Annotated in this window: 26 protein-coding genes; 21 read left to right on the top strand and 5 right to left on the bottom strand. The window is 41.5% G+C overall.

What is annotated here, in order from left to right; all coding sequences use genetic code 11:
* Together J2Z65_RS24150 and J2Z65_RS24145 are read left to right on the top strand one after the other, a co-directional pair.
* Positions 1–1,256: stalk domain-containing protein (locus tag J2Z65_RS24150; RefSeq protein ID WP_209856138.1), on the top strand; the 1,256-nt coding region annotated here is incomplete at its 5' end.
* A gap of 537 nt (positions 1,257–1,793) precedes the next feature.
* Positions 1,794–1,955, top strand: a complete 162-nt coding sequence (locus J2Z65_RS24145) for a hypothetical protein (protein WP_167059587.1) — start codon at positions 1,794–1,796, stop codon at positions 1,953–1,955.
* A 239-nt stretch (positions 1,956–2,194) separates the two neighbouring features.
* Here the strand turns inward: J2Z65_RS24145 and J2Z65_RS24140 are convergent, their stop codons facing one another.
* Positions 2,195–2,755 (bottom strand): hypothetical protein, encoded by a 561-nt coding sequence (locus J2Z65_RS24140; RefSeq protein ID WP_167059584.1) that lies wholly within the window; start codon positions 2,753–2,755, stop codon positions 2,195–2,197.
* Between the two features lie 201 nt (positions 2,756–2,956).
* Between J2Z65_RS24140 and J2Z65_RS24135 the strand changes: the two genes are divergently transcribed.
* From J2Z65_RS24135 to J2Z65_RS24100, 8 genes are all read left to right on the top strand, one after another.
* Positions 2,957–5,098 carry a sensor histidine kinase gene (locus J2Z65_RS24135; RefSeq protein WP_167059581.1) on the top strand — a complete coding sequence of 714 codons (2,142 nt, stop codon included), beginning with the start codon at positions 2,957–2,959 and terminating at the stop codon, positions 5,096–5,098.
* On the top strand, positions 5,095–5,748 hold the full coding sequence (locus J2Z65_RS24130) for a response regulator (protein WP_338111703.1): 654 nt from the start codon (positions 5,095–5,097) through the stop codon (positions 5,746–5,748). The genes J2Z65_RS24135 and J2Z65_RS24130 overlap by 4 nt, the downstream gene beginning before the upstream one ends.
* A gap of 300 nt (positions 5,749–6,048) precedes the next feature.
* The gene (locus tag J2Z65_RS24125; protein WP_167059578.1) at positions 6,049–6,870 is read left to right on the top strand and encodes an SDR family oxidoreductase; all 822 of its coding nucleotides are present in this window, start codon (positions 6,049–6,051) and stop codon (positions 6,868–6,870) included.
* 122 nt (positions 6,871–6,992) lie between these two features.
* A complete protein-coding gene (locus J2Z65_RS24120) occupies positions 6,993–7,580 on the top strand; it encodes a TetR/AcrR family transcriptional regulator (protein WP_167059575.1) in 588 nt (195 codons plus the stop codon).
* A 336-nt stretch (positions 7,581–7,916) separates the two neighbouring features.
* Positions 7,917–10,529 (top strand): phosphoenolpyruvate synthase, encoded by a 2,613-nt coding sequence (ppsA, locus tag J2Z65_RS24115; protein WP_209856136.1) that lies wholly within the window; start codon positions 7,917–7,919, stop codon positions 10,527–10,529.
* Positions 10,530–10,717: 188 nt separating this feature from the next.
* Positions 10,718–12,112 (top strand): spore germination protein, encoded by a 1,395-nt coding sequence (locus J2Z65_RS24110; protein ID WP_167059572.1) that lies wholly within the window; start codon positions 10,718–10,720, stop codon positions 12,110–12,112.
* On the top strand, positions 12,094–13,278 hold the full coding sequence (locus J2Z65_RS24105) for a Ger(x)C family spore germination protein (RefSeq protein ID WP_209856134.1): 1,185 nt from the start codon (positions 12,094–12,096) through the stop codon (positions 13,276–13,278). The genes J2Z65_RS24110 and J2Z65_RS24105 overlap by 19 nt, the downstream gene beginning before the upstream one ends.
* Positions 13,275–14,366 (top strand): endospore germination permease, encoded by a 1,092-nt coding sequence (locus J2Z65_RS24100; RefSeq protein WP_167059563.1) that lies wholly within the window; start codon positions 13,275–13,277, stop codon positions 14,364–14,366. Before J2Z65_RS24105 ends, J2Z65_RS24100 begins: the two co-directional genes overlap by 4 nt.
* 18 nt (positions 14,367–14,384) lie before the next feature.
* Here the strand turns inward: J2Z65_RS24100 and J2Z65_RS24095 are convergent, their stop codons facing one another.
* The 3 genes from J2Z65_RS24095 to J2Z65_RS35430 all read right to left on the bottom strand — a co-directional run bounded on the left by J2Z65_RS24095 (position 14,385) and on the right by J2Z65_RS35430 (position 15,506).
* Positions 14,385–14,804, bottom strand: a complete 420-nt coding sequence (locus J2Z65_RS24095; RefSeq protein ID WP_167059560.1) for a hypothetical protein — start codon at positions 14,802–14,804, stop codon at positions 14,385–14,387.
* A 27-nt stretch (positions 14,805–14,831) separates the two neighbouring features.
* Entirely contained in the window at positions 14,832–15,251 is a 420-nt protein-coding gene (locus J2Z65_RS35435) for a class I SAM-dependent methyltransferase (RefSeq protein ID WP_240159753.1), read from the bottom strand.
* A 96-nt stretch (positions 15,252–15,347) separates the two neighbouring features.
* A complete protein-coding gene (locus J2Z65_RS35430) occupies positions 15,348–15,506 on the bottom strand; it encodes a hypothetical protein (protein ID WP_240159752.1) in 159 nt (52 codons plus the stop codon).
* A gap of 122 nt (positions 15,507–15,628) precedes the next feature.
* Here J2Z65_RS35430 and J2Z65_RS24085 point away from each other — a divergent pair, with 122 nt between their 5' ends.
* From J2Z65_RS24085 to J2Z65_RS24075, 3 genes are all read left to right on the top strand, one after another.
* Positions 15,629–16,129, top strand: coding sequence for an NUDIX domain-containing protein (locus J2Z65_RS24085; protein WP_167059557.1), 501 nt, complete (start codon positions 15,629–15,631; stop codon positions 16,127–16,129).
* A gap of 147 nt (positions 16,130–16,276) precedes the next feature.
* Entirely contained in the window at positions 16,277–16,651 is a 375-nt protein-coding gene (locus tag J2Z65_RS24080) for a GNAT family N-acetyltransferase (RefSeq protein ID WP_193580971.1), read from the top strand.
* A gap of 163 nt (positions 16,652–16,814) precedes the next feature.
* Positions 16,815–17,084 carry a hypothetical protein gene (locus J2Z65_RS24075; protein WP_167059551.1) on the top strand — a complete coding sequence of 90 codons (270 nt, stop codon included), beginning with the start codon at positions 16,815–16,817 and terminating at the stop codon, positions 17,082–17,084.
* Positions 17,085–17,177: 93 nt separating this feature from the next.
* Here J2Z65_RS24075 and J2Z65_RS24070 read toward each other — a convergent pair whose 3' ends face one another.
* The gene (locus tag J2Z65_RS24070; RefSeq protein WP_167059548.1) at positions 17,178–17,507 is read right to left on the bottom strand and encodes an antibiotic biosynthesis monooxygenase family protein; all 330 of its coding nucleotides are present in this window, start codon (positions 17,505–17,507) and stop codon (positions 17,178–17,180) included.
* 195 nt (positions 17,508–17,702) lie between these two features.
* Between J2Z65_RS24070 and J2Z65_RS24065 the strand changes: the two genes are divergently transcribed.
* The 8 genes from J2Z65_RS24065 to J2Z65_RS24030 all read left to right on the top strand — a co-directional run bounded on the left by J2Z65_RS24065 (position 17,703) and on the right by J2Z65_RS24030 (position 25,582).
* The gene (locus J2Z65_RS24065) at positions 17,703–18,305 is read left to right on the top strand and encodes a class I SAM-dependent methyltransferase (protein ID WP_167059546.1); all 603 of its coding nucleotides are present in this window, start codon (positions 17,703–17,705) and stop codon (positions 18,303–18,305) included.
* A gap of 195 nt (positions 18,306–18,500) precedes the next feature.
* Positions 18,501–19,061 carry a 5' nucleotidase, NT5C type gene (locus J2Z65_RS24060; RefSeq protein WP_167059543.1) on the top strand — a complete coding sequence of 187 codons (561 nt, stop codon included), beginning with the start codon at positions 18,501–18,503 and terminating at the stop codon, positions 19,059–19,061.
* A 309-nt stretch (positions 19,062–19,370) separates the two neighbouring features.
* Positions 19,371–20,453, top strand: a complete 1,083-nt coding sequence (locus J2Z65_RS24055) for a metallophosphoesterase family protein (protein ID WP_338111702.1) — start codon at positions 19,371–19,373, stop codon at positions 20,451–20,453.
* A 378-nt stretch (positions 20,454–20,831) separates the two neighbouring features.
* Positions 20,832–21,200, top strand: coding sequence for a DUF5412 domain-containing protein (locus tag J2Z65_RS24050; RefSeq protein ID WP_167059537.1), 369 nt, complete (start codon positions 20,832–20,834; stop codon positions 21,198–21,200).
* A 162-nt stretch (positions 21,201–21,362) separates the two neighbouring features.
* Positions 21,363–22,460 (top strand): acyltransferase, encoded by a 1,098-nt coding sequence (locus J2Z65_RS24045; protein ID WP_167059534.1) that lies wholly within the window; start codon positions 21,363–21,365, stop codon positions 22,458–22,460.
* 199 nt (positions 22,461–22,659) lie between these two features.
* Positions 22,660–23,088 (top strand): NUDIX hydrolase, encoded by a 429-nt coding sequence (locus tag J2Z65_RS24040; protein ID WP_167059530.1) that lies wholly within the window; start codon positions 22,660–22,662, stop codon positions 23,086–23,088.
* A 45-nt stretch (positions 23,089–23,133) separates the two neighbouring features.
* Complete coding sequence (locus J2Z65_RS24035) at positions 23,134–24,714, top strand: hypothetical protein (RefSeq protein WP_167059528.1); 1,581 nt, start codon at positions 23,134–23,136, stop codon at positions 24,712–24,714.
* 259 nt (positions 24,715–24,973) lie between these two features.
* Positions 24,974–25,582 (top strand): manganese efflux pump, encoded by a 609-nt coding sequence (locus J2Z65_RS24030; RefSeq protein WP_167059525.1) that lies wholly within the window; start codon positions 24,974–24,976, stop codon positions 25,580–25,582.
* The last annotated feature ends 2 nt before the right edge of the window (positions 25,583–25,584 follow it).

Raw genomic sequence — 25,584 nt, 5'->3', positions numbered from 1 at the left:
CACCAACACCAACACCAACACCAACACCAACACCAACACCAACACCAACACCAACACCAACACCAACACCAACACCAACACCAACACCAACACCACCTATATCGAGCCCAGCTCCAGATAGTCCGTTGATTCATGTGCTCTTCAATGGTCAGGAGCTTCAATTTGATCAAGCAAGACCGCTATTGAAAGATGGTTCAACACTCGTCCCGTTCCGTACATTATTCGAGACGCTTGGCTTCGAGGTAAATTGGAAGGAGACTGAATCGTCACAACAGGCAATTGGAATCAAGGACGGTCTCACAATTGTGTTGACAATTAATAGCACAACCGCAATCGTGAATGGTAAAAACGTGAGCTTGGATGTCCCTGCACAAATCCTGAATGGCAGCACCTTAGTCCCGCTTCGCTTTGTAGCGGAAAACAGCGGTTACCAGGTGACTTACTCCAGGAGTGGCAACGAGGCGACAGTTCGGATTGATGAAGCAGATGCACCAACTACACCAACACCAACACCAACACCAACACCAACACCAACACCAACACCAACACCAACACCAACACCTGTCCCTTCTCCTGCTCCAATCCCCGATCCTGTGAAAGAGGAGGTTGAGCCCTATGTCGTCAAAGGTTATGTGCGCGATGCAAAAGGTCAACCCATCCCTGATATCGTCGTTTATGCCGATAACACATTGCTTTATGACAGTAATATCCTCGGAGTTACCGATGAATCGGGACACTATCGGATTGAATTACCTCAGATGGCTACAACATGGCGAATGGGTGCCGATGTGACTAAAACATTTAACGGAAAGGACTATACCTTTCATTTAAACGCGAACAAGGATCTCCCGCTTTCAGGAAGTACAGGAGCCGTCCGCGACTTTACCTGGAACAAATTTGATGGGCAAATTTATATTTATCCGAATTTTACATCTTCGGACGATTCGCTTCCGGAGTTCGATATGAGCGATTTGGAAGTAACGTTGACACCCGTCGGCCCGCTGCTCGATGGCAGTCCAGGTCAAACGATAACGAAGCGAGGAGGACCGATTTCAGGTGGAGCTGGCATTGATCAAATACCAATTGGCCGCTACAAGGCTACTGCCAGATGGGTGCCGGAAGGGCATGCGCCAATTTCGTTGCAGATTAGTGACTCCGCCGGTAAATATGCAGAGTCTGTAGAGTTCGAATTCGGTCCTCCTAAAGGAGTATCCACAACTAATTATCTGAGTGAACTCGAAGTTAAGATTCCTTAAAAATGGGCAGTTATCAAAGAAGTATATTGGAATAAATAAGTCTTACAACTATTTCTAACTACCAACTGCGCCATTATTTAAGCAATTCATTGTATTTACGGAATTATTCTAACAGTTCTCCAATGAAGTCCATGAAATCTGACAAAACAAACTTGAAACGGCTGCCCTAGGGCAGCCGTTATTATGTAAACAGAAACGTTAGTTCAATCGTTAGTGGTTTTGCATATCATTCATTTTTGTAATGGGAGGAGCGACTTGCTTAATCATAGATGTGTCAATCCGATATCCTCAATTTGCCCCAGAAGCCTCAATGGTTTAGCGGAAATAGGGATCAATTTAGCATGTCCTTTAGGGACAACTTTGGCTTTCAAGGTTATTTGTATGTAGGAAGACGCTTTTTTTTAGAGGAGTTTTCACAAAATAGGCATTCACACATACATTACATTAGGTAAATAACCGCGATAGAAATGAGGAGTGATTGCTATATGTTAACATCTAACGAGGAAGAATTGCGCCCACCTGTTGGAGGAGGTATTCATGGTGGCGTTGGTCCTGGAATTCATGGTGGTGTTGGCCATGGTATCCATGGTGGAGTTGGTCCTGGAATTCATGGTGGTGTGGGCCATGGTATCCATGGTGGAGTTGGTCCTGGATTTCATGGGGGTGTTGGCCACGGACATTTTCACGACTTTAACGTAGTCCCTATTGTCGTTCCAATTCCTACACCATATCCTAGTTATCCAACCTACTATCCATACCCTTGCCCATATCCACCATACCAATACCCATGTCCATACCCATACCCATATCCATATCCATATTAAGTTCAAAAACATGACAAGAGCCGCAATTTATTGCGGCTTTTTTGTTGAGCCTTACATTCCACTAGTCAAAAGCAAAAAAACTCTGACCACACGGTCGGAGTTCCTAGCTTGTAATTAAGCAGTTAGTTCATTTGTCTTGACCTTCGGATAAAAATTTCCTGTCCATACCATAAAACCCATCGCTACATACACTAAGCCCCAGAAGAAGGCGAACCATTTCTCAAGCCCTGGCATTCCGAACGATACGAGCATGAGGATAAAAAGGATAATCGTCCAACGAGGAAATACTTTAGCTCTGAAAGTAACAATCATAAGAATGATAGTTCCGAGCAGCATCCCTATACCGGAGACAGCTCCGGTAAGATCAACGAACAACTGCCCTTTTTTAGCATATTCGCCGTATGCGAACAAACCGTAAAAGTTAGATGCGACAAGCAAATTGCCAATCATGATAAGCAGCGTAGAAATAAATCCCAATACGCCGGTCTCCTTAGACTGTGCCATATACAGCGCAATAGAACTTACGGCCATGAGGATACAAGCGATAAACCCGCAGATTACTTCCGGCATGCTGTCGTCTCCCCAAATGAGCGACGACGGGGTCATTCCGATTCGTACGATGCCTGCTAAGAAACAGATAAATCCGAGCAATTTCACTACTTTTTCTATTGTCATTTTGACCAACCTCCAACTGTTTATTGACTTCCTTGTAACGAATTGTACCAAATGATCGTTCCCGTCATCGAGAGTATCTCCTACCTAGCGAAGACAGGAATATTTATGGGTAGATCCGGGAAGTAGTCCGCAAGTCATATACAGATTATGGGTCAGGGTTTATAATTTCGATATACGATCCTTGGCAGATTAGGAGGAAATATGAGGCCGTTAAGCAGGATACTTAGCAGTCAAACGGAGTGGCTATTGAAGGCGCTTATGGTTGCAATTAGCGCCATTTTCGTTGTTTTTTTCATTAGCAGCATTTCGGGCTATTATGAAAAGCTACGCAATTATTGCATACTGCAAGCATGTGGTTCATTGGCTCCAGCTCCGCCGACCACGATTGAAGTGCTGAACCAGCACAATTTAACAATCGATTCGTATGCGGTGGTTTTAGTCGCGATTGACTGTGGGCTTGCCTTCCTCTTCTATACAGGTGCCGGTATCATACTCTGGAAGAGCGGGCGGGAGTGGATGGGGAAGCTTGCCGTGCTCGCGCTCGTTGCGTATGGTACTACGTTTCCCTCGCTCGTCTATATCGCTTCGGAAGGAAGTAAGGCGCTGCAGAGGTGGCCGGATGGAATCAGCACGATCGGATGGATGACGTTATTTTTGTTTTTCTTATTGTTTCCTAGCGGAAAGTTAGCACCTTTCTGGACACTCTACGTTTGGATCCCGTTTAGCTTGGTTCAGATTGCCAGCTTTCTATTCCCGGAAACCGGAATCGATTTACAGCAATGGTCCGCAACAGCGAGGATCTTGTACTATTTGACTGCCATCGGCAGTATGATTTATTCGCAAATTTATCGGTATAGGAAGTTGTCCAATACCGAACAGCGACAGCAGACGAAATGGGTCGTCTACGGCGTTACCATTTCGTTTCTCGGTTTTTTCGGAATCGGTGCCTTTTTTGTTTCGGATGCAGCGTTCAGCCCGGTCTCCTACATCTATTTAAACGTCGCTTTACATGTATTTGTTTCCATTATTCCTTTGACGCTTGCATTTGCCATCCTTCGTCACCGCTTATGGGATATCGATCCACTCGTCAACCGAACAATTGTCTACGGTGTGTTGTCACTTGCCATCGTAATCGTCTACTCGGCATCGGTACTATATCTAAGCAGCGTGTTCCGGACGGAGAAAAACTATATCATCTCCCTTATCGCAACCTCCATCGTCGCTATTCTCTTCGCACCACTTAAGCAGTGGCTTCAGCGTATCGTGAATCGGTTGATGAAAGGCAGGCACGATGACCCGTTTGCCGTGTTGGTCGAGTTGGGGGACAGCCTAATAAAACCGATGACCCCTGATCGAGTGCTAAGTGTCGTTGCCCGAACGATACAAGACGCTCTTCGTCTTCCACATGTCGGTATCTCGATCGGAATGAACGGGCAGGAGACGGTGGCGGTATCCGTCGGTGAAAAAAAATATGATATGCATGTCTATCCACTTATTCACAGTGGTGAAGAGCTTGGAACGCTTTGGCTGTCGAGTCGTTCGCAAGGCGGAGCATTCAGCACAGAAGACAACAAGCTGCTGGATATTTTGCTTCGTCAGGCTGTGCCCATCGCAAAAAATATAAATATGACTACCGGTATGAAACTGCTGGCCAAAGATTTACAGGAATCGCGTGAACGGTTGGTGCTTGCCCGTGAGGAAGAGAGAAGGCAAATCCGAAGAAATCTTCACGATGATCTTGCGCCGCGTCTGATGTCGCTCGCGTTTAACGTAGCGGCTGCGGAACAATATATTCGAAAAAGTCCAGATACGGCGATTGAGCTACTGGGAGAGCTGAGGCTGGTCATCCGAACGACCGTAAACGAAATTCGCACAATGGTACACGATTTGCGCCCGCCGACGCTGGACGAGTTCGGTTTGTTGGGCTCTATTGAGGCACGCATTGACGAGTTATTGAAGACGTCCGGTCAAATGAATAGTGACCCGATATGTGTGAAATTACACGTATTGGAGGCGCTTCCGGCTTTACCAGCAGCGGTGGAGGTAGCGGTGTATCGCATCGTAACAGAGTCATTAGTTAATGTCATCAGGCATGCTGAGGCAACGGCTTGTGATGTTCATATACGATTGACGCCGGCACAAGAGCTGCAAGTGGAAGTCATCGATAACGGGAAAGGCATTCCTGTTCCTATGAAGACAACAGGAAATGGGGGAATCGGATTGACCTCAATTCGCGAGAGAGCGGTAGAGCTTGGCGGTCAATGCATAATTGAAAGACTGGAAACTGGCGGTACGCGTGTAATGGCACTGCTGCCGCTAATACGTGGGGAGGAATTAAAGTGAGAATTTTGCTAGCAGACGATCATCCGCTATTTCGCGGAGGGGTGCGCAACTTAATTGGAACTACAGAAGATTTGCAGGTAGTAGGGGAAGCCTCAAACGGGGAAGAAGCGGTGCAATTAGCCTTGTCACTGCTGCCTGATGTCATCGTCATGGACATTCGGATGCCGGGCATTAACGGTATCGAAGCGACAAGAATGATCAGGGAAAAGCAGCCAGAACAAAAAATACTCATCGTAACAATGCTAAAAGACGATAAGTCCGTTTTTATGGCCATGCAAATGGGTGCACGAGGTTATGTACTTAAAGATGCCGGGGAAATGGAGCTGCTGCAGTCCATTCGAATGGTTGGTGGTGGTGGAGCTGTATTCAGCTCCGATATTGCAGCACGCATGATGCATTATTTTACGATGCCGAAACAGTCACAGCCGCTAAATCCGGCGCTCTCCGAACTGACGGGCCGTGAGACGGAGGTGCTTGAGCTGATCGCGGACGGATACTCGAATGGACAAATAGCATCCCGTCTGTCATTGAGCACCAAAACGGTCGCCAACCATGTCACGAATATATTAAATAAGCTTCAAGTTCAAGACCGTCACGAAGCCAAAAAAGTGTTGAGGAATTTTCATGAAGCAGCTGACCTCGAATCGTAATACCACTAAGAGGATAAGAACAAATTATGAATGTACAATATATTTTTTGGTATCAAAGGCTGCCTGGTGCAGCTTTTTATGTTAATGGGCTGGATAACGCAATTACGTCATCAATTTATATTGCTACAAAACGCTTGATTTTCATCAGGTTTTCAGCGTGATGGTAGAAATTAATATTCCGCTAAAGAGTTTGTATTTGACAGATTACGAAACCTGCATCATAATTAGAATGAACTTTCGATCTAATACGTATAATTGTTATAGAGTGAACGTTCAATTTATAACTTGGAGGTATTCAACATGAGTAAAACAGTTTTTATTACAGGAACCAGTTCAGGCTTGGGAAAACTTACGGCAATTCGGTTTGCTGAAATGGGCTGGAACGTAGCTGCAACTATGCGTACACCCGACAAAGAAACGGAGCTTATAGCTTACGATAATATTAAAATTTTCAAACTGGACGTCACCAATGTGCGTGAAGTTCAATCATCGGTAGATCAGGCCATAGCCACATTCGGTAAGATCGATGTTGTTATCAATAATGCCGGTATGGGGACTTACGGTCCGCTGGAATTAGCCCAAGAGGAAGCGATCGACTGGCAATTCGCGGTTAATACGCGAGGACCGATCAATGTTATCCGTCAATTTGTTCCTCATTTTAGAGCAAATGGCGGAGGCATGTTCATCAATATCAGCTCTTTCATGGGAATCACGACCGCGGTGCCGCTCGGATCTCTCTATAATATGTCTAAATTTGCTTTGGAAGGACTAACGGAAGGTCTTTATTACGAACTGAAGCCGTTGAATATCGAGCTTAGATTGATCGAGCAGGGAGGTTCTACAGGAAATAATTTCAAGAACAGTATTACTTGGAACCGAGATGAAAACATACAGGATTACGATGACCTGATGACGAAAGTGCAGGATTTAATGAATCATGCGGAATCCGGCTCTACATTGGATGATCCTCAGATTATTGTAAATGCCATAGTCGCATTGGCGACTGGAGAGAGCAATAAATTTCGCACTGTCATCGGAAAAGCGGGCAATGATCTGATGACGCTTAGAAATTCTGTACCGATTGAACAATATTTGGAGACGATAGCTAAAAATTATATGTAAGAACATTATGAAACGCTTCGTCATAACGCAGGGTCGATATGACAATCTTGACTATGGATTATATGGGGTGTATGTTAGATTAGAATGATCATTCGATCTTATGGTGGGAGCGGGAAAACCAAATGTTTGAGAAATATAACAAGGTGCAGCAAGCCGTCCTTGAAACAACACTTAATATCATCATCCGAAAGGAATTACAGGCTACCTCAATGTCGCTTATCGCCAAGGAGTCTGGTGTATCGACCGGGAACATTTATCATTATTTCAAAAGCAAAGAAGATATCGTTAACGAATTGTACAAAGCCATTGTAACGTTTAACGGAGAGTATGTGAGAGAAGGCTTGCTGAAGGGCACAACGATTCGTGAAAAGTTTGAATTCGGTTGGAATCGGGTTATCGAATTGGGGAAACAATATCCTCAAGGCTTTCAATTTATTGAGCAGTATTCGTTCTCACCTTACATTTATGAAGAGGTAAAGCAAGAAGTCTATACCGGCGGATGGTGTGGGCCAATGAACGAGTTATATCAAGAAGCTATTCAGGAGAAGCTGTTTATTCCGATGAATCCAAAAATGATGGTACAGATGCATTACGGCACATTTGTTTACATGTTGAAGGCCCATCTGCACGGAATCTTCGAGTTAAGCAGTGAGAGCATCAGCGGCGCAATCCGTTCGTGTTGGAATGCTGTAACTAAAGATGTAACGTAGCTAGATGAACAGAAGCCGCCTTCAAAGGAAGTTCGATAACATCCTTTGAGGGCGGCTTCTTTATTTATGGGTGGGGCATAATATCTCAATGTAAACTTCCAAGGGATTATGGAGTGACGGAGATCGTTGTGTAGAATTGTTTAATAAAATCAAAAAAGAACCTGTGTAGTTTTATCAGGTTTTTCTATATTGCATATAAACAGTCATGGTGATATAATCACATTACGGCTTTTTATTTCACATGAACAAATGTATTTCATCTTACAATTTAATTGTACCATGCCGGTGAGCTCTTGTCAAATGTTTTCTCAAATTAATGGATAGGGGAGATATTGAATGAGTTCTTTGGTTCTCGGTTTTCAGGAAATGGAAAAAACGCAGCTTTTGCTCGTTGGCGGAAAAGGGTTAAATTTAGGGGAATTATCAAAAATCAAAGGCATACAAGTACCAGAAGGATTTTGTGTTACAACTGTGGGTTATCAAAAAGCCATCGAAAAAAACGAAATGTACCATGCTTTGTTGGATCGACTAACCATGCTAAAAGTAGAAAATCGAGATCAAATTAGTGAAATCAGTAGGAAGATTCGGCAAATCATTATGGAAGTAGAAATTCCTTCCGATGTTGTGAAAGCAGTTACTCACTATCTCTCCCAGTTAGGTGATGAACATGCTTATGCGGTGCGTTCTAGTGCGACTGCTGAAGATTTACCACATGCCTCTTTTGCTGGTCAACAAGACACCTATTTAAATATCATCGGTAAAGAAGCAATCTTGCAGCATATCAGCAAATGTTGGGCTTCCCTGTTTACGGATCGCGCGGTAATCTACCGTATGAAAAATGGATTTGACCAAAGTCAGGTATATTTATCCGTTATTGTTCAAAGGATGGTTTTGCCACAAGCTTCTGGGATTATGTTTACTGCAGATCCAATTACATTCAACCGAAAGTTACTTTCAATCGATGCCAGTTTTGGACTTGGAGAAGCGCTGGTCTCTGGCTTGGTAACTGCCGATTGTTATAAAGTACAGGATGGGGAAATCGTCAATAAGCGGATAGCAGCCAAAAAACTGGCTATCTATGGCCGAAAAGAAGGTGGAACAGAAACAAAGCAGATCGATCTTGATCAGCAAAAGACCCAAACACTTACTGAACAACAAATTGTACAACTGGCACGTATCGGAAGACAGATCGAAGCTTATTTTGGCTGTCCACAAGATATTGAATGGTGTTTGGTTGATGATACGTTTTATATTGTCCAGAGCCGGCCAATCACGACTTTATTCCCCATCCCTGAAGCAAACGATCAAGAAAACCACGTCTATCTATCTGTTGGTCATCAACAAATGATGACTGACCCCATAAAACCATTAGGGTTATCTTTTTACCTGTTAACGACTCCTGCACCCATGCGTAAAGCTGGTGGAAGGTTGTTTGTTGATATTGCACCTAGGCTTGCTACACCTATCGGCCGGGAAGCTTTATTAAATACCATGGGATCCGATCCGCTCATAAAAGGCGCACTCATGACTATAATAGAGCGAGATTTTATAAAATCGTTACCAGATGATGGTGAAAAAATACCAAGTTCCAGTAAAAACAATGAAGGGATATCTTCTTCGGATTTTCAAGCACAAATCGAATACGATCCGACAATCGTTTCTAATTTAATTAAGAGTAGTGAAACATCAATAGAAGAGTTAAAACAAACCATCCAAACGAAATCAGGATCAGATTTATTTAATTTTATTCTAGAAGATTTCCAGCAATTAAAGAAGATTTTATTTAACCCGCAAAGTACTCGTGTATTTATGACTGCTATGGAAGCTTCATCATGGATCAATGAAAAAATGAACAAATGGTTAGGTGAAAAGAACGTAGCAGATACGCTTTCTCAATCAGTACCTAACAATATTACTTCGGAAATGGGTCTGGCTCTATTGGATGTCGCGGATATAATTCGTCCTTATCCAGAAGTAATTGATTATTTACAGCGTGTAAAAGATGATAACTTTTTGAGTGAACTCGTTAAGTTAGATGGTGGACAGGAAAGCCATGACGCTATCTATGCTTATCTTAACAAATACGGAATGCGGTGCGCTGGAGAAATCGATGTGACTAAAACTCGTTGGAGTGAAAAACCAATTACACTTGTCCCGATGATTCTTGGTAACATCAAAAACTTTGAGCCTAATGCTGGCAAACGTAAATTTGAGCAAGGACGACAGGAAGCTTTAGATAAAGAACAAGAGTTATTAGATCGATTGAAACAATTACCGGATGGTGAACGAAAAGCCAAAGAGACAGCACGAGTGATCAGCCTAATCCGGAATTTCATCGGTTATCGTGAATATCCAAAATACGGGATGATTAATCGCTACTTCGTATATAAGCAAGCTTTATTGAAAGAAGCCGAACAACTCATACAAGCGGGCGTTATTCATGAAAAAGAAGATGTTTACTATCTCACTTTTGAAGAATATCGCGATGTCGTTAGCACCAATAAATTAGATTATCAGATCATCAACAAACGAAAAGATGATTACAAATTTTTCGAAAAACTAACGCCCCCACGTGTAATTACTTCTGACGGTGAAATCATTGCGGGTAAGTACGAACGAGAAAATCTCCCAGCCGAAGCTATTGTAGGTCTGCCTGTTTCTTCAGGAGTGATTGAGGGTCGAGCACGAGTCATCTTAAACATGGAAGATGCTGATCTAAAAGAAGGAGATATCTTAGTAACCTCCTTTACTGACCCTGGCTGGACACCATTGTTTGTATCCATTAAAGGACTAGTCACCGAAGTTGGTGGACTGATGACCCATGGAGCAGTTATCGCACGCGAATATGGCTTGCCTGCAGTTGTCGGGGTAGAAAATGCTACCAACCTGATAAAAGATGGGCAACGAATTCGTGTGAATGGGACAGAAGGGTTTATCGAAATATTGTAGCCTAAGTTAAATCAAATAATTGGCTCTCAATCGACATCAAAGCATAAATAAGAGTGCATTTAGATCCCCGTCAATCGGGGATTTTTTTTTTCGAAGCATCTATGTAGTTCTTCTTTTACTTTTTCTGGAATAATGCAATAAAAATTCGCGCAAAATATACAGTGAATTTCTGGAAAGGGGGAATCAGCATGGATCCGAGCATTCCCGTGGATTTGAGTGAAAATGCTGTTATCAATCATGATGCATTGCGATACATTTTTCGTAATTGTGATGATGTCGTATTTCGGTCACTAAAACTATCGGATCACTCAAACATTCTGCTCGTTTATATAGAAGAACTGACTGATTCTACCAAACTGGAAGAGATTATTTCTGCATGCATAATTAGTCATGATTTTGAGCGACTTACACAATATAAAATTGTAATTCGCATATCAGAAATTGCAGCTAAAGTTCTGAAAGGCAGTACAGCCATCATTCTAGACGGTAAGCCATACGCTTATTTAGCAGATCTTTCCGCTTTCAAACAACGCGCGATCAATGAACCTTCGAACGAGGCATCGATACGCGGTCCGCGTGAGGGATTCACCGAAGACCTAAAAACAAATTTAAGCATGATTCGAAGAAAAATAAGTAACCCGAAACTAAAGTTCGAAAGCCATCAAGCAGGAGAGCTGACCAATACAGAGTTTATCGTTGCATATATCGAAGATAAAGTGAAACCCGAATTGCTTCAAGAAGTCACAAGAAGACTTCATACTTTCCGCACGAATCAATTGTTGGATTCCGGCTATATTGAAGAATTTATCGAGGATAAGACCTTATCCCTATTCCCGCAAATCCAAAATACAGAACGACCGGACTCCGTTTCCGCAGGTTTATTGGCAGGAAGAGTAGCCATTATCGTTGACGGCTCTCCAAACGCACTATTATTGCCAATGACATTTTGGTCAGGCTTTCAAGCAGCTGAAGACCATTATGAACGCTTCTTATATGTCTCAGCAGTTAGACTTTTGCGGTTCTTGCTGGCAATTATGTCTTGTCTGCTTCCATCCGTATATGTTGCTCTAACGACGTTCCATCCACAGATGATTCCGCTTTCTTTAATGCTTAGTATTTCAGCGTCTAGAGAAGGTATTCCGTTTCCGACCGTTATTGAAACTTTGTTAATGGAACTTATGTTTGAAGGATTGCGAGAAGCCGGGCTTCGTTTGCCTAAAGCAATCGGTTCAGCCGTGAGTATCGTAGGCGCATTGGTTATTGGGGAAGCAGCAGTCCAAGCTGGTTTTATTTCTGCTCCTATCGTCATGATTGTTGCAGGTACTGGAATTGCTTCGTTCGCTTTTCCAAGTTATAGTTTGGCATTGCCTTTTCGAATTCTGCGATTTCCGCTGCTGATATTAGGGGGATTCCTTGGGCTGTACGGTGTCGCGATCGGAATTATGTTTATCATGATCCATCTTGTGACACTCAAGTCGTTCGGCATTCCATATTTAAAACCGTTTGCTCCTATCAGACCAAATTTCTGGAAGGACACGCTGATACGAATGAATAAACGATACGTATGGGCGCAACGAAAATAATGATGAAAATCTGTTGCTCAATCCTTTGTTTAGTACTGACATTGTTGCTTGCCGGATGTTGGGACAGGAATGAAATAAACGATTACGCTTTCTGGATAGGAACTGCCCTGGATCTAACGGAGAGCGGTAAGCTTCAAAAGAGCGCACAAATCGCAGTTCCCGCCAATATCAAGAGCACCAAAGGAGGCGGGGGAAACGAACGAAGGGCAAATATCGTACTAACAGCGACTGGATCCTCCTCCCTCGTAGATTTGACGCAACAAATTCAAGACAAGCTGCCCCGCAGGGTTTTTCTTGGCCATCGCAGGTCTATTTTCATTGGAGAAAAGTTGGCACGTAAAGGACTAACCGATATAATGGATCAATTTACGCGAAATACCGATACTCGATTGCGGACGGATATCTTCGTTGTGAATAATGGTAAAGGAAAGGATGTCTTAAATATCAACAGTCCGTTCAATCAATTTTCAGCGATTGTGGCCGTTGATCAAGACCGATACTGTCGATTGGGAGACACTGCCCTACGGGATGTCTTGCTCGATGTAGGACGTGATGGCATTCGGCCTTCCATGCCGATGATCGAAATTTCTCCGATTAATGACCAAGAGAAACACAAAATCTTTGACGTTAGATCCGTTGCTATATTTAATAAACAATTGCAAATGGTCGGGGAAGTGAGCGGGAGAGAATCTTTAGAATTGTTTTGGGTCAAAGGGGTATTAAAAAGTCAATTCGTGACGGAAGAAACGGAGCAAGGTAGCATATCTTTGTATGAATCCAACTTAAAAAAATCTATTCGTACAGAGTTCGAAGGCAATAAACTGAAAGCCCATGTGAAACTTGAGGGAACCGGAAGGGTGCTTGAAAACAATACGGATATTGATCTTTCGGTATCCGCCGAACGTATCCGATTAGAAAGAAAACTTAATGAAATTAAAGCAAAGAAAGTTGAAGCGACAATAAAAGAATTACAGCTTCAGTTTGGACAAGACGTGTTCGGATTCGGAGAAGAAGTTCATAGAGAACATCCTTACTACTGGAAAGAAATTCGGAACAAATGGGATCAAATTTTCCCAATACTTGAAGTATCTGTTGATGTCAAATTGAAAATTCAGAGTATAGGGGATATAGGCAAGCGAATCCCAGGAATAGGAGAAAGAAAGTGAAAATTTCAACTTGGCAGTTGTTTTGGATATTCACGACGTTAGAAATTTCGATGAGTATTTGGCTGACTGTATCGCCTACGATCGATATTGCTAAACAGGACGCTTGGATTTCGCTTGCAGTGGCAGGAGTCATTGGACTAGTCGTGACGCTGATTTTAGTTCGAGTCTGTCAACGGCATTCTTCCCATACGCTGGTGGAGTTTACACAAAAGCTTTTTGGAAAGTGGGGTGGAAAACTAATTGGTGTGTTATATGTTTTGGTGTGGTTTTCAGTAGCTGCCGATATACTAAGAATTTTTTCTTTGTTTATTAAGCAATTTCTCTTTCACGATACGCCAATATGGATAATCGCAGCTCTTATGGTTGCAGCTATGGTTTACATAAATTACGCAGGAAGCGTCGAAGCTATTGCACGCTTCAGTGAATTGGCCGGACCTTTGCTTTTGGTCGGAATTGTGATAACTTTTGCATTAAATTTAACTAATCTGCACACATCGCTTCTTTTGCCTGTATACGCGGATTCGGGAGTAATGCCCATTTTAAAGGGTTCACTCGTGAATGCATCCTTCCTAGGAGAGTCCATGATGATCATGATGTTAACGCCTTTTATCGCGAATTCGCAAAAGCTTCTAACGCCGACTCTATTGGCGATTGGTATTCCATCATTGATCGCTACGATTACGGCGGCTATGGTTGTTGCAACATTCGGAACAAATATCGGAGCAACGTTAGTCTTTCCGTATTTTAGTATGGTGCGATTTATTAATTATCTAGAATTTATTCAAAATATGGATGTCTGGATCGTGTTCATCTGGATTTTCAGCGTATTCGTAAAGTTATCCATCTACTTGTTCATCAACAGCTATGGAACCGCGCAATTGCTTGGCATCAAGAATTGGCGGGTTATGATCGGATTTGCTGCAACCGTCATTTTCGTTACTTCTTTAACACCTGCTAACATCGTAGGTATGTTGGATTACGCGAAATTTGTTTGGATTAAATTCATTTTTCCGATTTTCATCGTCGGTTTCCCGATTATTTTTCTACTCGTTAGCTACATTAGAGGCCGACATATGCAAGAAGTGTAGTTGAAAAACCGGGAGAACCTAGAGTTCTTTTTTCTCCAAAATGATGAAATGAGAGGAAGATAGCTGAGGATAGCGCTGATTAATGATCTCGACAATTTCAAAATCTGAAAACTTGGCTAGATGGCTCAATGTATCCCTGTCTTTAATGGTTGCGACTTCCTGAGGTTCAAGCCCTGTAGTAATCTTCGTATATAAAACAACCCACTTGCTCGAACATTGAAACACATCCAATAAGGTCGTGTTGAAATCATGTTCATCCGTTATGTGATACAGTACATCTAAGCACACTACCAGTTCCGCTTTGAAAAAGCCGCGGTTAACAAGATAACCTGGCTTATAGAGCATGAAACTTTTGTTCGTGTCCTCCTTGAATATCTCCTTGCATAAACTAATCGAGGATTGTGCAACATCCAAGCCTATGTACTGTGGATATTTCATAGTTCCAATACTCAATGTAATCGAAATTCACCCAGATGCCTCCTTGCTAAAAACCGCTTTTTTTAGCACAGCTCGAAAACAATATAATCCGCCCCACATGTCAGTATGTAAAGCATCAGGCGGAAGTGTGAAGTTTGCTTCATGATCCATTTCCAACCCTGCGTTTCGAACAAATGACTGAAAGATGCTCAAGTCAATGGTTGGGTAATCGAGTGTGAGGAGAATGATTCCGTCGTCTTTAAGCGTTCTTTTGAATTCCTCCAATACAGTCTGCATGTCCTCGAGGTTCAAATGTTCGAAAACAGAAATACAAAATATTTTATCAAAAAAACAATTAGTGTAAGGAAGATTAGTAAGGTTTGCTTGACTGAGGTGAGTTTCCGTATATGCCCCCTTTTGTACATGCTCGGCTGCCTCATCGCTAATATCTATCCGAATGGTATCCATAATGCTGTTGAATGAAACAATGCGAGAGTCCCAATCACAAGCATAAGCATGCTTACATCTCCGGCCAAGAACAAAATTAAACGGATGGGGGATTCCTCAAGCCGCATCTAAGATAATATCACTTGATTCTATAAAGGAAGCACACCAGGCATACTCATAAGGTCTGCTCCACCAAGTCTCAGGTAATGGATAAACAAAGTCTTGCTCCTTCGGATCGGACTGCTTGAAAAATCGGGAATGGGAATGGGAAGCCATACGAAGTCCTCCTTTTAAGAAACTCAATATTACTCGAGTTCTTTGGAATGGCACGATTCAGATATGTATGCTAAATTAGATGGAAATAGAAGGTAATCCATTTAATCCAAAGGATGATAAAGATGCGCGGTAGTTGGCATGATTCGTATTTAGGAAAACTTCGCAATGCAGTCGGCACTCAGAAGATCATTGTAAACTCAGTACGAGCAATCTTACTTGATGATGAAGGACGTGCCTTGTTTATTAAGCGCCGTGGTGATAAAAAATGGGGTATGCCTGCTGGAGCTATGGAATTAGATGAATCCGTATTTGATGCGATGAAACGTGAGGTCAAAGAAGAAACTGGACTTAACGTTTTGCAGGCAACATTAATTGCTATTTATTCTTCTCCAACAACACAAACATTCACGGACCGTTGGGGGAACGAGCATCATGTAATTGAATATTTATTTCGAGTGGATGCGTGGTCGGGTAGCCTTGATAAAGAGACAGACGAAAGTGTAGATGCTGAATTTTATCCAGTGGATAATTTACCAGAAGCTTCGAGTGAGCTTTTTGCAAGACATCATCTAAGAGTATTTAAAGATTATGAGAAGTACGATGGTAAGGTAATATTGGAATAGTTGTCGGCAAGGCGCAATATCTAGATTAACTTAGTGAACAGATGGTGAAGAATTTTTATAAAACACTTCAAATCCTAAGGAGAGACTTAAGTGACTTATACAATCAGAAAAGCTACTTCAAAGGATTGTTTGGCATTAAGCCGATTAATGACTCAATTGCTTAATAGAGAAATTACTGCGGATATTATGAGAAATAGAATAGATTTTGTAGCTCAAAGCCCTTTTGACTCATTGTTTGTATATGAAGAAGATAAAATAATGGGTACTCTTGGATTTAGAATTCGAGAAAATATAGAAGACATTGTTAGATATGGAGAGATCTCTGTCATCGTTGTCGACGTTGAGGAGAAAAGAAAAGGAATAGGTAGAATATTAATGGAGTATGCTGAGGACCTTGCTATAAAGAACCAATGTAAGGGTACTTGGCTAGTAACAGGACATAAAAGAATCAACGAAGCACATAATTTTTATAAAGATCTTGGGTATGAAGATACAGGAGTAAGATTTGTAAAGAGTTTTTAAGAGTTTCAGGAAGTCAGTAGCCATCAGATCAAAACGTATTCACTCATTGTCACACCAAGGGGTTGTGTAATGCAAATTTGCAGTTGTATAGGATAAAAATGGAATTAATTCCGAAGTTAATTTATAATTAAATAGAAGTACAGCTATGAGAGGAGCGCGAAACATGCTGCAACAAATATCAGACTATGTTTTTATGGGCTCTCTAGGTCTTTTGGTGGTATCGTTAATGTTGTTTTCCCCAGGAAGTGGAGGCAGGTCTAACTATATCAATACCTGGAATACGACAGGCGCTTTAACCGATTTACAAAGAAATCACGACCACACGAAAATGGCAGTTTCGCAACACAATTGGTTAGTCGGACTACTAAAATCATATTTGTTTTGGATTCCAATTTCTGGAATGATTCTTTCGGTTATACTCTCTAAAATTTAGCAAAGCGCAGGAGCTGCATTAAAGCAGCTCTTTTTTGATTCGTTAATGTAAAAAACCTCCAAGTAATCTTGAAGGTTCTTACTCCAATGCTGTTTATAGGGTGACTCTTTTGAAATTCGGAAATGGCTTGTCCGCTTCAGGCAGCGACGATAGGCTTACCAACTCGGCAACTTTCATCATTTTTTCCCATAGCGGCCATACTTTCGGAGAGGTATGCGCTTTGTCCTTCGCTTCTTCAGACAACCATTCGAATATTTCAATCAGTGTTCCATCTGCAGATTGCAGCGTTACTGGAGTAAAATCAGTGATGAGTCCTTCTTCGCGAAGCATCGGGACGTGTTCTTTGACAATCTCAGCTAGTTCATCTTCTTTACCCGGGTGAGGGCGGTACATTGCCATGGTAAACATACAGGAATTTGACATGCGAACCTCCATCTAAAAGAATTGTTTTCCACTTGTGGATTAAGTATATCAGATTGTCTCCAGAAAACGAAAATCCCCCTCAAAAAGGGGTCTTGGTTTTAGATCGCGAATATTTTATATGTACAAAAATTGATTGAATCGGTTTTAAGCTAAACGGGCACGATAAAAAGATGTCAATAGACTGGAGAGGTAATAATGGGAAATACAGATAAGTTTGAAATGATAGCTAATATATATGACACTCCTGAAAGAATTCAAATTGGAAAGGTATCATCTGATGCCATTCGTGAATATTTAGTTGGCACTGATAGTAAAAATGCTATTGATTTCGGGTGTGGAACTGGTCTTGTCGGGATGAGCTTGTTAAGCGATTTCAATTCTATGCTTTTTCTGGATACTTCACAAAACATGATTAATCAAATACAGCAGAAGATTTCTGATTTTAATATTCAGAATGTCGATACATTATGCTTTGACTTTGAAAAGGATGATCTATCGGATTTACATGCTGACTATATTTTTATGGCTCAGGTTCTACTTCATATTAAGGATGTTGAATTTGTTTTATCAAGATTATTTGATGTTCTAAATGAAGGAGGACATTTATTAATCGTAGATTTCAATAAAAATGAAAAAGTAGTTTCAGATATTGTTCATAACGGATTTGATCAAGAAAAGCTAACTGACATAATGACTAAAATAGGGTACAGGAATATTCAATCCAAAACTTTTTACAATGGAAGTAAAATATTCATGGGACATGATGCATCTATGTTTATTCTTGATTCTCAAAAATAAACTTTAGGCGGAAATTATCCCGTTTGTAGATTTGTGACTATTGAGATAGTGTGATCAAGAGGCCACCCGTAAAGGATGGCCTTTAAACTTGCCATTTCAGACAGCGCGGTTGTCATGTTGGAAGGCAAGAAAGGGGAATAAGTATTGTGCAACGCCCCAGTTAGATTAATTCTTAGAAGTCGAGGATGAAAGAAAATGCATATTGGAGTAGATTTAGACAATACAGTTCTTGATGCCACTTCGTCATATTTGCACTTTTATAATAAAGTATCCGGTTTATCGTTTACTCCAGAAGATGTTAACGATTTTTATTTTTACCGTCTGTATGGGTGGGACAATACTGAGCGTGAAAGAGTTTATCATCGATACGGTCACGATATTCATTGGAACTCATCGCCTTTTCCATCAGCAGTAGAAGTATTACAGGAATTATTTATTAGTCATCAAATATCAATTATTACTGCTCGTCCTTTACTTTTTCGAGATGTTACCATTGACTGGCTTAAACATAATGGGATTAGATATCATAATATAGCTTTCACTGAGAATAAGCTACAGGAATGTATAGACTCCGAGATCAGTGTGTTAATCGATGATGCCCCGCATTATGCGAAAGAATTTGCCGATAAGAATATTCCAGTTATTTTGTTTGAACAGCCATATAATACTTCTGTGAACATTGATTTGGTTTATCGTGCTTCTAATTGGTTAGAGGTAAATAGACACATCCATGATTTAGAAGGATCATTGCGCTAACAGATCGATAGTGGAGCTGCACTTTAAGTGCGGCTTTTCACTTTAATTCATTGAAGTAACGAACAGGCTAATCCATGTGCGTAGGCAGCCGAAATATAAACCGGCGGCCGTTTCCACTCTATAGGACAGTTAATTATCGTTCCTTATGCCGCAATTATTTCAATTTCGAGGTTAGATTTGTGAAAACGATGTGAAGAATACCAAAGCCGTTCATATAAGCTTTAACTGCGCTAAATCTCCTGCTTACATTCAAACGTTATGGTAATTCATATCAGGTGCCATAATGCATGGAAATGGAGTGTGGTAGGAGTGAAAACAGGGTTATTGAGATTGGGATTGTCACTTGCTTTACTCGCTGTTCCCGTCAATGTGAAGGAAGAGGAGGAGCCTGAACTGTCCTTCCCCGTTATTAGCGATATTCATGTGCAGTCTTGGGATGAACAGTCCCATTACAAGTTCGCTGCCGCATTACGTGACTTAAACGATCTGAATCCGAATCCCAATATCCTGATCATTAATGGTGATTTAACAAACGGAATGTCATCTGACTATGACAAATTAGATGAATTGCTGAAATCGAATCCTCATCCGAAGAACATTGCATTTACGATTGGGAATCATGAGTTCTATCAAGCATGGTTCGACGCAAAGAAGGCATGGAATGCTGATACATTCCCAAACAAGGAGTCGGAGCAAGCCTCCATTCATCGATTCTTGCAGCTAAGTGGAGAAAAGCAAGTCTACTATGACCGGAAAATTCAGGGGTACCATTTTATTTTTCTTGGATCGGAGCAATATCGTCAATCCAATGAAGCAAACTTGGAAGATGCCTACCTATCCCAAAAGCAGCTAGACTGGTTGAGAACAAAGCTAAAGGAAGATGTTGATGCAGAAAAGCCAGTCTTCGTATTTTTGCATCAACCTTTACCATACAGTGTGGCGGGCACGCATTTCTGCTGTACGAATAACAGAGCGGTCGTTCAACATGAGGAACTGAAAAAAATATTGTCCAATTACCCGCAGGTGATTTTCTTCTCCGGCCATACCCATTGGGAGTTGAAGTTGCTGAATACACTTGTGCGTGATAAATTCACGATGGTCAATTCATCGTCAGTGCGGCAGCCCTGGACAGACAACGGACTCGGCGGTGAAATGGCATTGGGGCCAGATGAAAGCGAGGGACTGTATGTAGAGGTATACAAGGATAAAATGACGATAAAAGGACGTGACTTTTATCGACATCGTTGGATTCCAGAAGCACAATTCTTAGTGACATTGGGGGGGAATGACAAAGAGCCAGAGCGCTTTCACGATGTTGAAAGATCACCAATAGGCGAGCTAATTCGTTGGGTAGCCGCAGTTGCAAAAGATTGGTTTAGAGTTGGCATCTAAATGAATACATGACGATTCATCACGATTGGATCTCATTAAGGTCGGCGTAAATCGCGGCCTTTTTGTTTTATGGGATAAGATTCTAGGCAAAGCCCAATGACAAGATTACGATCATTCAGTTTATATCCTTTTCAAGATACTCGACAGTTATTGTAACATTTGTTTTATTGGGATCGGCTTTATTAGTTTCAAAAGTTGGTTGATCCAATTTCAACAACATCGTTTCTTATACAAAAAACTTGCAATTAGTATGAATATTAACATTAGATAGGTTCTCATCTTTCAACTCCAAAAAATATTAAACTACACAAGTATCATATCAAATTGAACTTTGGGAAAATAATGATGTTAATAAATCTTGCATTTAATGGGGGAAATATGAAATTTAATAAAAAGCTTAAATATGTGCTGCTTCCAATCACATTGGTTGCTTGCTTGATTGGTTACGGTTGGTATTGGGCGTTCTATGACTTGAACAGGCTCTCAGGTGGAGAATTCATTTTACAAACAACTTCGCCCAATGGTACCTATACGATAAAGGCGTATCTTTCCAACGGAGGTGCAACGACAGATTTTGCTGTGAGAGGGCAGCTCATTTTTAATAAGAGTTCAAGCAAGCCCCAAAATGTGTATTGGAATTACGGAGAAGACACTGCCGATATAAATTGGGTAGATGATGATACAGTTAACATAAACGGTCATATTTTGAATCTACCAGATGATAGATATGACTTCAGAAGGCACTGAAACCATGCTGACGTCTTTTCTTAACAAAGTGGCAGGAATTTGGAAATAACTTGCAGAAGTTAAAGGGAGTAGTGTGAGTTGAACGGAAATGAATAAGGGCATCGGGATATTACTGAGCCTCACATCACTATCAATAATAACGTTGAGGTGGTAGGTGATTAATTGATAAATTCCGTTAGATCAAAAATTCATGAAATGGATATTGTAAGAGCATTGGCTATTCTTGCGGTCGTTCTTATTCATTCTACTTCAGATGCAACCCTTGAACCGACTGAGGGAAGCTTATCACAAATGATCTTTTATGCAATCAACAGGGCATGTCAATTTGCCGTTCCTTTATTTATCCTAATCAGTGGTTTTGTTTTATTTTATCAATATTACGATAATTGGAATGGAAAGTTGGCTTGTAAGTATTTCCGAAAAAGATTATGGAGGGTTGCCTTTCCTTATGTAGTATGGTCTTCATTTTACTACATGTTTTATCAATATATATCTAAAAGTGGAATAAAGATAAATTTACATGAATTTTTTGTTTCTTTTCAATGGGGTGAAATCGGATACCATTTATATTTTATGATTCTAATTCTACAGTTTTACCTGCTGTTTCCTGCTCTTATGACATTAGCAAAAAGATGGACCTGGTTTAGGCATTGCTTAATCCCCTTAGGGTTCCTAATACAAGGGTCTTTCTACGTATATAAAAATTGGGTTAAAGAAATACCCCATGTTTCATCATTATCACCTACATATTTTGCTTATTTTTTAATCGGGGGTTATCTGGGTGTTTACTGCATGCTCTTCAAATCATGGTTGAAGAGCAATATTATATGGATATTGCCGGTTACCTTTCTTTCAGGTTCTATCTATGTCGGAATGTTAATAGAAAGTCGGTATTCAAATTTACTCTTTGAAAATACACCATGGTACGATATATCTGTTCTTTTTTATTCAGTAGGAATTGGGGTATCGTTCCTTTGGATAGGGTACTTATTGATAAATAAATCGTATGCGCCAATTCGTTGGCTTAAATCTATTAGTAAATACTCATTTGGTATCTATCTAATACATCCATTTTTACTAAGTTCATATAAAAATTTCTATAAACCTCCCGGTGCCATCTGGGAATATAATTTATACACTTTATTTAGCTTTATAATTGTTTTTGTAGGAGCATGGTTTCTTTCTTATGTCTACCATGAACTAATTAAATGGATGCTAATGATTTACCGAAAAAGAAGCACTCAAAGTTTACAATCCTAAATTCACAAGCAACAGAAATAAATAATTTTTAAGATTGAACATGGCATCCTATGAAAAAATGGGTGGCATGTTTCTTATTTTTGAATAGTACGCAGCAGTTCGTATTTCCGAGTTGTATTTTTAGCGTGGTGAACTTAAAACTTTTTCCACTTATTTCCGTCTATAATTATGCAGTTAATGATCATAAGGGGGCAACACTTTGCCAAAGTTAATTGGTGCAGCAGCCGTTATCTTGGATTCCGAGGGAAGAGTATTATTAGTAAAACATAGCTATGGTAAAAATAATTGGGATTTGCCTGGAGGAAAAGCTGAAGAGAATGAATCAGCGGAGGAAACTGCAAAAAGAGAAGTTTATGAAGAAGTAGGGATAGAAGTCGGAATTGGTCAGTTAACTGGTATATACTACGATCCGAACTTTGACATGCATCATTTTGTTTTCAAAGCGAATAACGATGATAATCAAATACCTCAACCAAGTTCACATGAAATTCTAGAATGCAGGTATTGGTCAAAAGATGAACTTCCTAAGCCGATTAGTGATTTCACATGTAAACGTATTGAGGATGCATTGAATAATGAAAGTCAGCCTCTTTTCCATACTGTGGGACCAAGAAAGTGGATTGAATGATAAGTCTAACGTCTAAAAATGAATGTCGAGATGGAGGCAAAAGTCATGAGAAATCGATGGTTTGCTGCGATGCTAATAGCTTGCAGCATCGTTATGTTGGTAGACCAGTGTCGGGCGGAGGCTAGCTCTGTTGGGGACCGGGTAGGTGAGGTGGTCTCCACCGATATCGCCGCCTACGTGAATGGGAAGCTGATACCTTCCATGAATATCTCAGGAGAAACGGCCATAGCTGCCGAGGATTTGCGGGAGATTGGCTTCGATGTGGCATGGTCACCGCGGGCGAGGACGCTGCGGATTGAGCCGAAGGCTGCGGAGGAGCAGGCAGCGAAAGAATCGGCGCCTCGGAAAGAGCCGGACGGTCTGCCGATAGGAACGCACCTGAAGGATGTGCTATACACCGACATCCAAGCCTATTATGGCGATACACCGCTTCGTTCCTTTAACATTGACGGAAGGACGGCAATCGTCCTGAACGATCTGGATGCCTTCGGCACGGTAGCATGGAGCGAAGCGGAACGGACGATCCGGTTCCAATCGAAGCCCCTTGCTAAGGAGGGGACGCAGGAAGCTTGGCGGGAAGAGGGAGCGAATCTTGTGCTCCGCACGCTCAAGGATGTCAACCTTGCCCTGGATTTCAGGGAGGAAGGGCAGTTTTATGAAGAGGAGCAGGTGGGGTTCGGGGAGGACGGTCTGCCTTATATGAAGCTGGATTTTTTCGCCGACAAATTTGGTTTTACAAAAATACAAGATGCAGGCAGTAAGAGCATCCGGCTAAGCGAAGGACTATATTCCTTCTCCATACAACCGGGGAGCAAACAGGCGGTCACGTATTGGGGCGGGCAGGCTGTGCATACGTATGAGCTGATCTTCCCACCGCGGAAGAAAGATGGAGTCATTTATTTGTATAGTATTGATTTGGAACACTTATTCGGTTATATCGGAAAATGGAACCAGAATTCCCATACTCTATTGATCCGGTATACGAGCTACGATGTGAAGGATTATGCCTTCCCTGCTCAGGAGGGCAGCGACAAGCTGACCGTCAGAGCCGTTGTGACGGAGCCGCCGAGGGACTTCTCGTTGAACGGAGGGATGGCGCTGAAGCTGGATAACGACGGTATCTTCGGCAATCTCATCTCAGCAATGCAGAAGACAGGGGCTAAGGGAGAGACGGTCTCCTGGATGGAGGTTCCAATTCGGCTGCATCTGGGAGATAACGGCATCAGTGCAGAGCTGGTTCAGGGCAACCGAATCCTGTATTCGGCTTCGTATCCAGTACGTACCAGCTACGAAACAGTCCCACTGCTTGTCGGCATCCCCGGCTTCAAGCTGGATCAGACCGAAGAAGGCTATCTAAAAACCAATTCGTCGAATCTGACATTCTCCGGGAGGGCGGATTCGAGCTTTGCATTCACTATCTCCAAGTTTGAAGACGGTCAAGGCTTCGTTCCCCTTACTTCACAAGTCCAGGTGGGAGTAAAAAACGACGGCACATTCCAGATGCCGCTTACCTTAAGCGAAGGTAGCGGATTGTATCAAGTGCAGCTGTTTCGTCCGGTGGCTACTCCGCGGGGGCCAGGTTACAGCAACGAAGGCTATTTCTATGTCATGCTGCTACAACCTTAGCAATTTGAGATTGATAAGGTTTCTACTCAAAAACGTTTAATGTAATACGATAAATTCCGTTTCTTATTAAATCACCATTGAAGGCAGCCGACACTAAACGGCTGTCTTTTCCCCGTGAACGGGCAGTTATGCGTAACAATAACAACCATTTCCGTAAAACTCCTGCTTATTTCGTCAGATTCTTTATTTGTCAATCTCAGGTTCATCTGGGCTGCCTTCTGCATAGTGTAAGTATCTGATTGATTGGAGGAATGCAGCTATGCATTGGTTCTCAATAGCAGTAATCGGGGTTGCTGCGAATATTGATAATTTAGGTATCGGCTTCTCATTTGGGGCACGCTCAACAAAAGTACCGTTCATTTCAAATTTACTTATTGCGCTGTTATCGATGACTGCAACTTATTTAGCCATGTCAGCTGGTATGGTTTTATCCCATTTGATTTCTCCATTATTGGGTAATTTTATTGGAGGCATTGCAATTATAACCATTGGTGCATTGGGGCTTCGTTCTAGTCTTGTAAATCATAGAAGGACTATAACAGGTGTAACACAATGTGACCAAACTACTAAACCTGATCGAATTGCCGATACAGCCGATAAAGATGAAAATCATATCATCTCCTGGGTCGAAGCGATATCATTGGGTTTTGCATTATCGCTTAACTGTATTGCAAGTGGTTTGGGGGCAGGAGCCAGTGGGGTTTCTCCATTGTTTACAGCAATCTCTGTCGGCATTTTTTCACTGTTATCTGTAGATATTGGAGTTAGGTTCGGCTACAAAATAGCAAAATCGTGGTTTGGAAAATATGCGGAAGTTGTAGGATGTATTCTTCTTATTGTCATCGGTATGTATGAAGTTATTATATAAAT

The organism is Paenibacillus aceris (assembly GCF_017874035.1).
GTDB lineage: Bacteria > Bacillota > Bacilli > Paenibacillales > NBRC-103111 > Paenibacillus_E > Paenibacillus_E aceris.
Note: the sequence above shows the minus strand (reverse complement) of the source record. Positions and strands in the feature narration are given on the sequence as shown.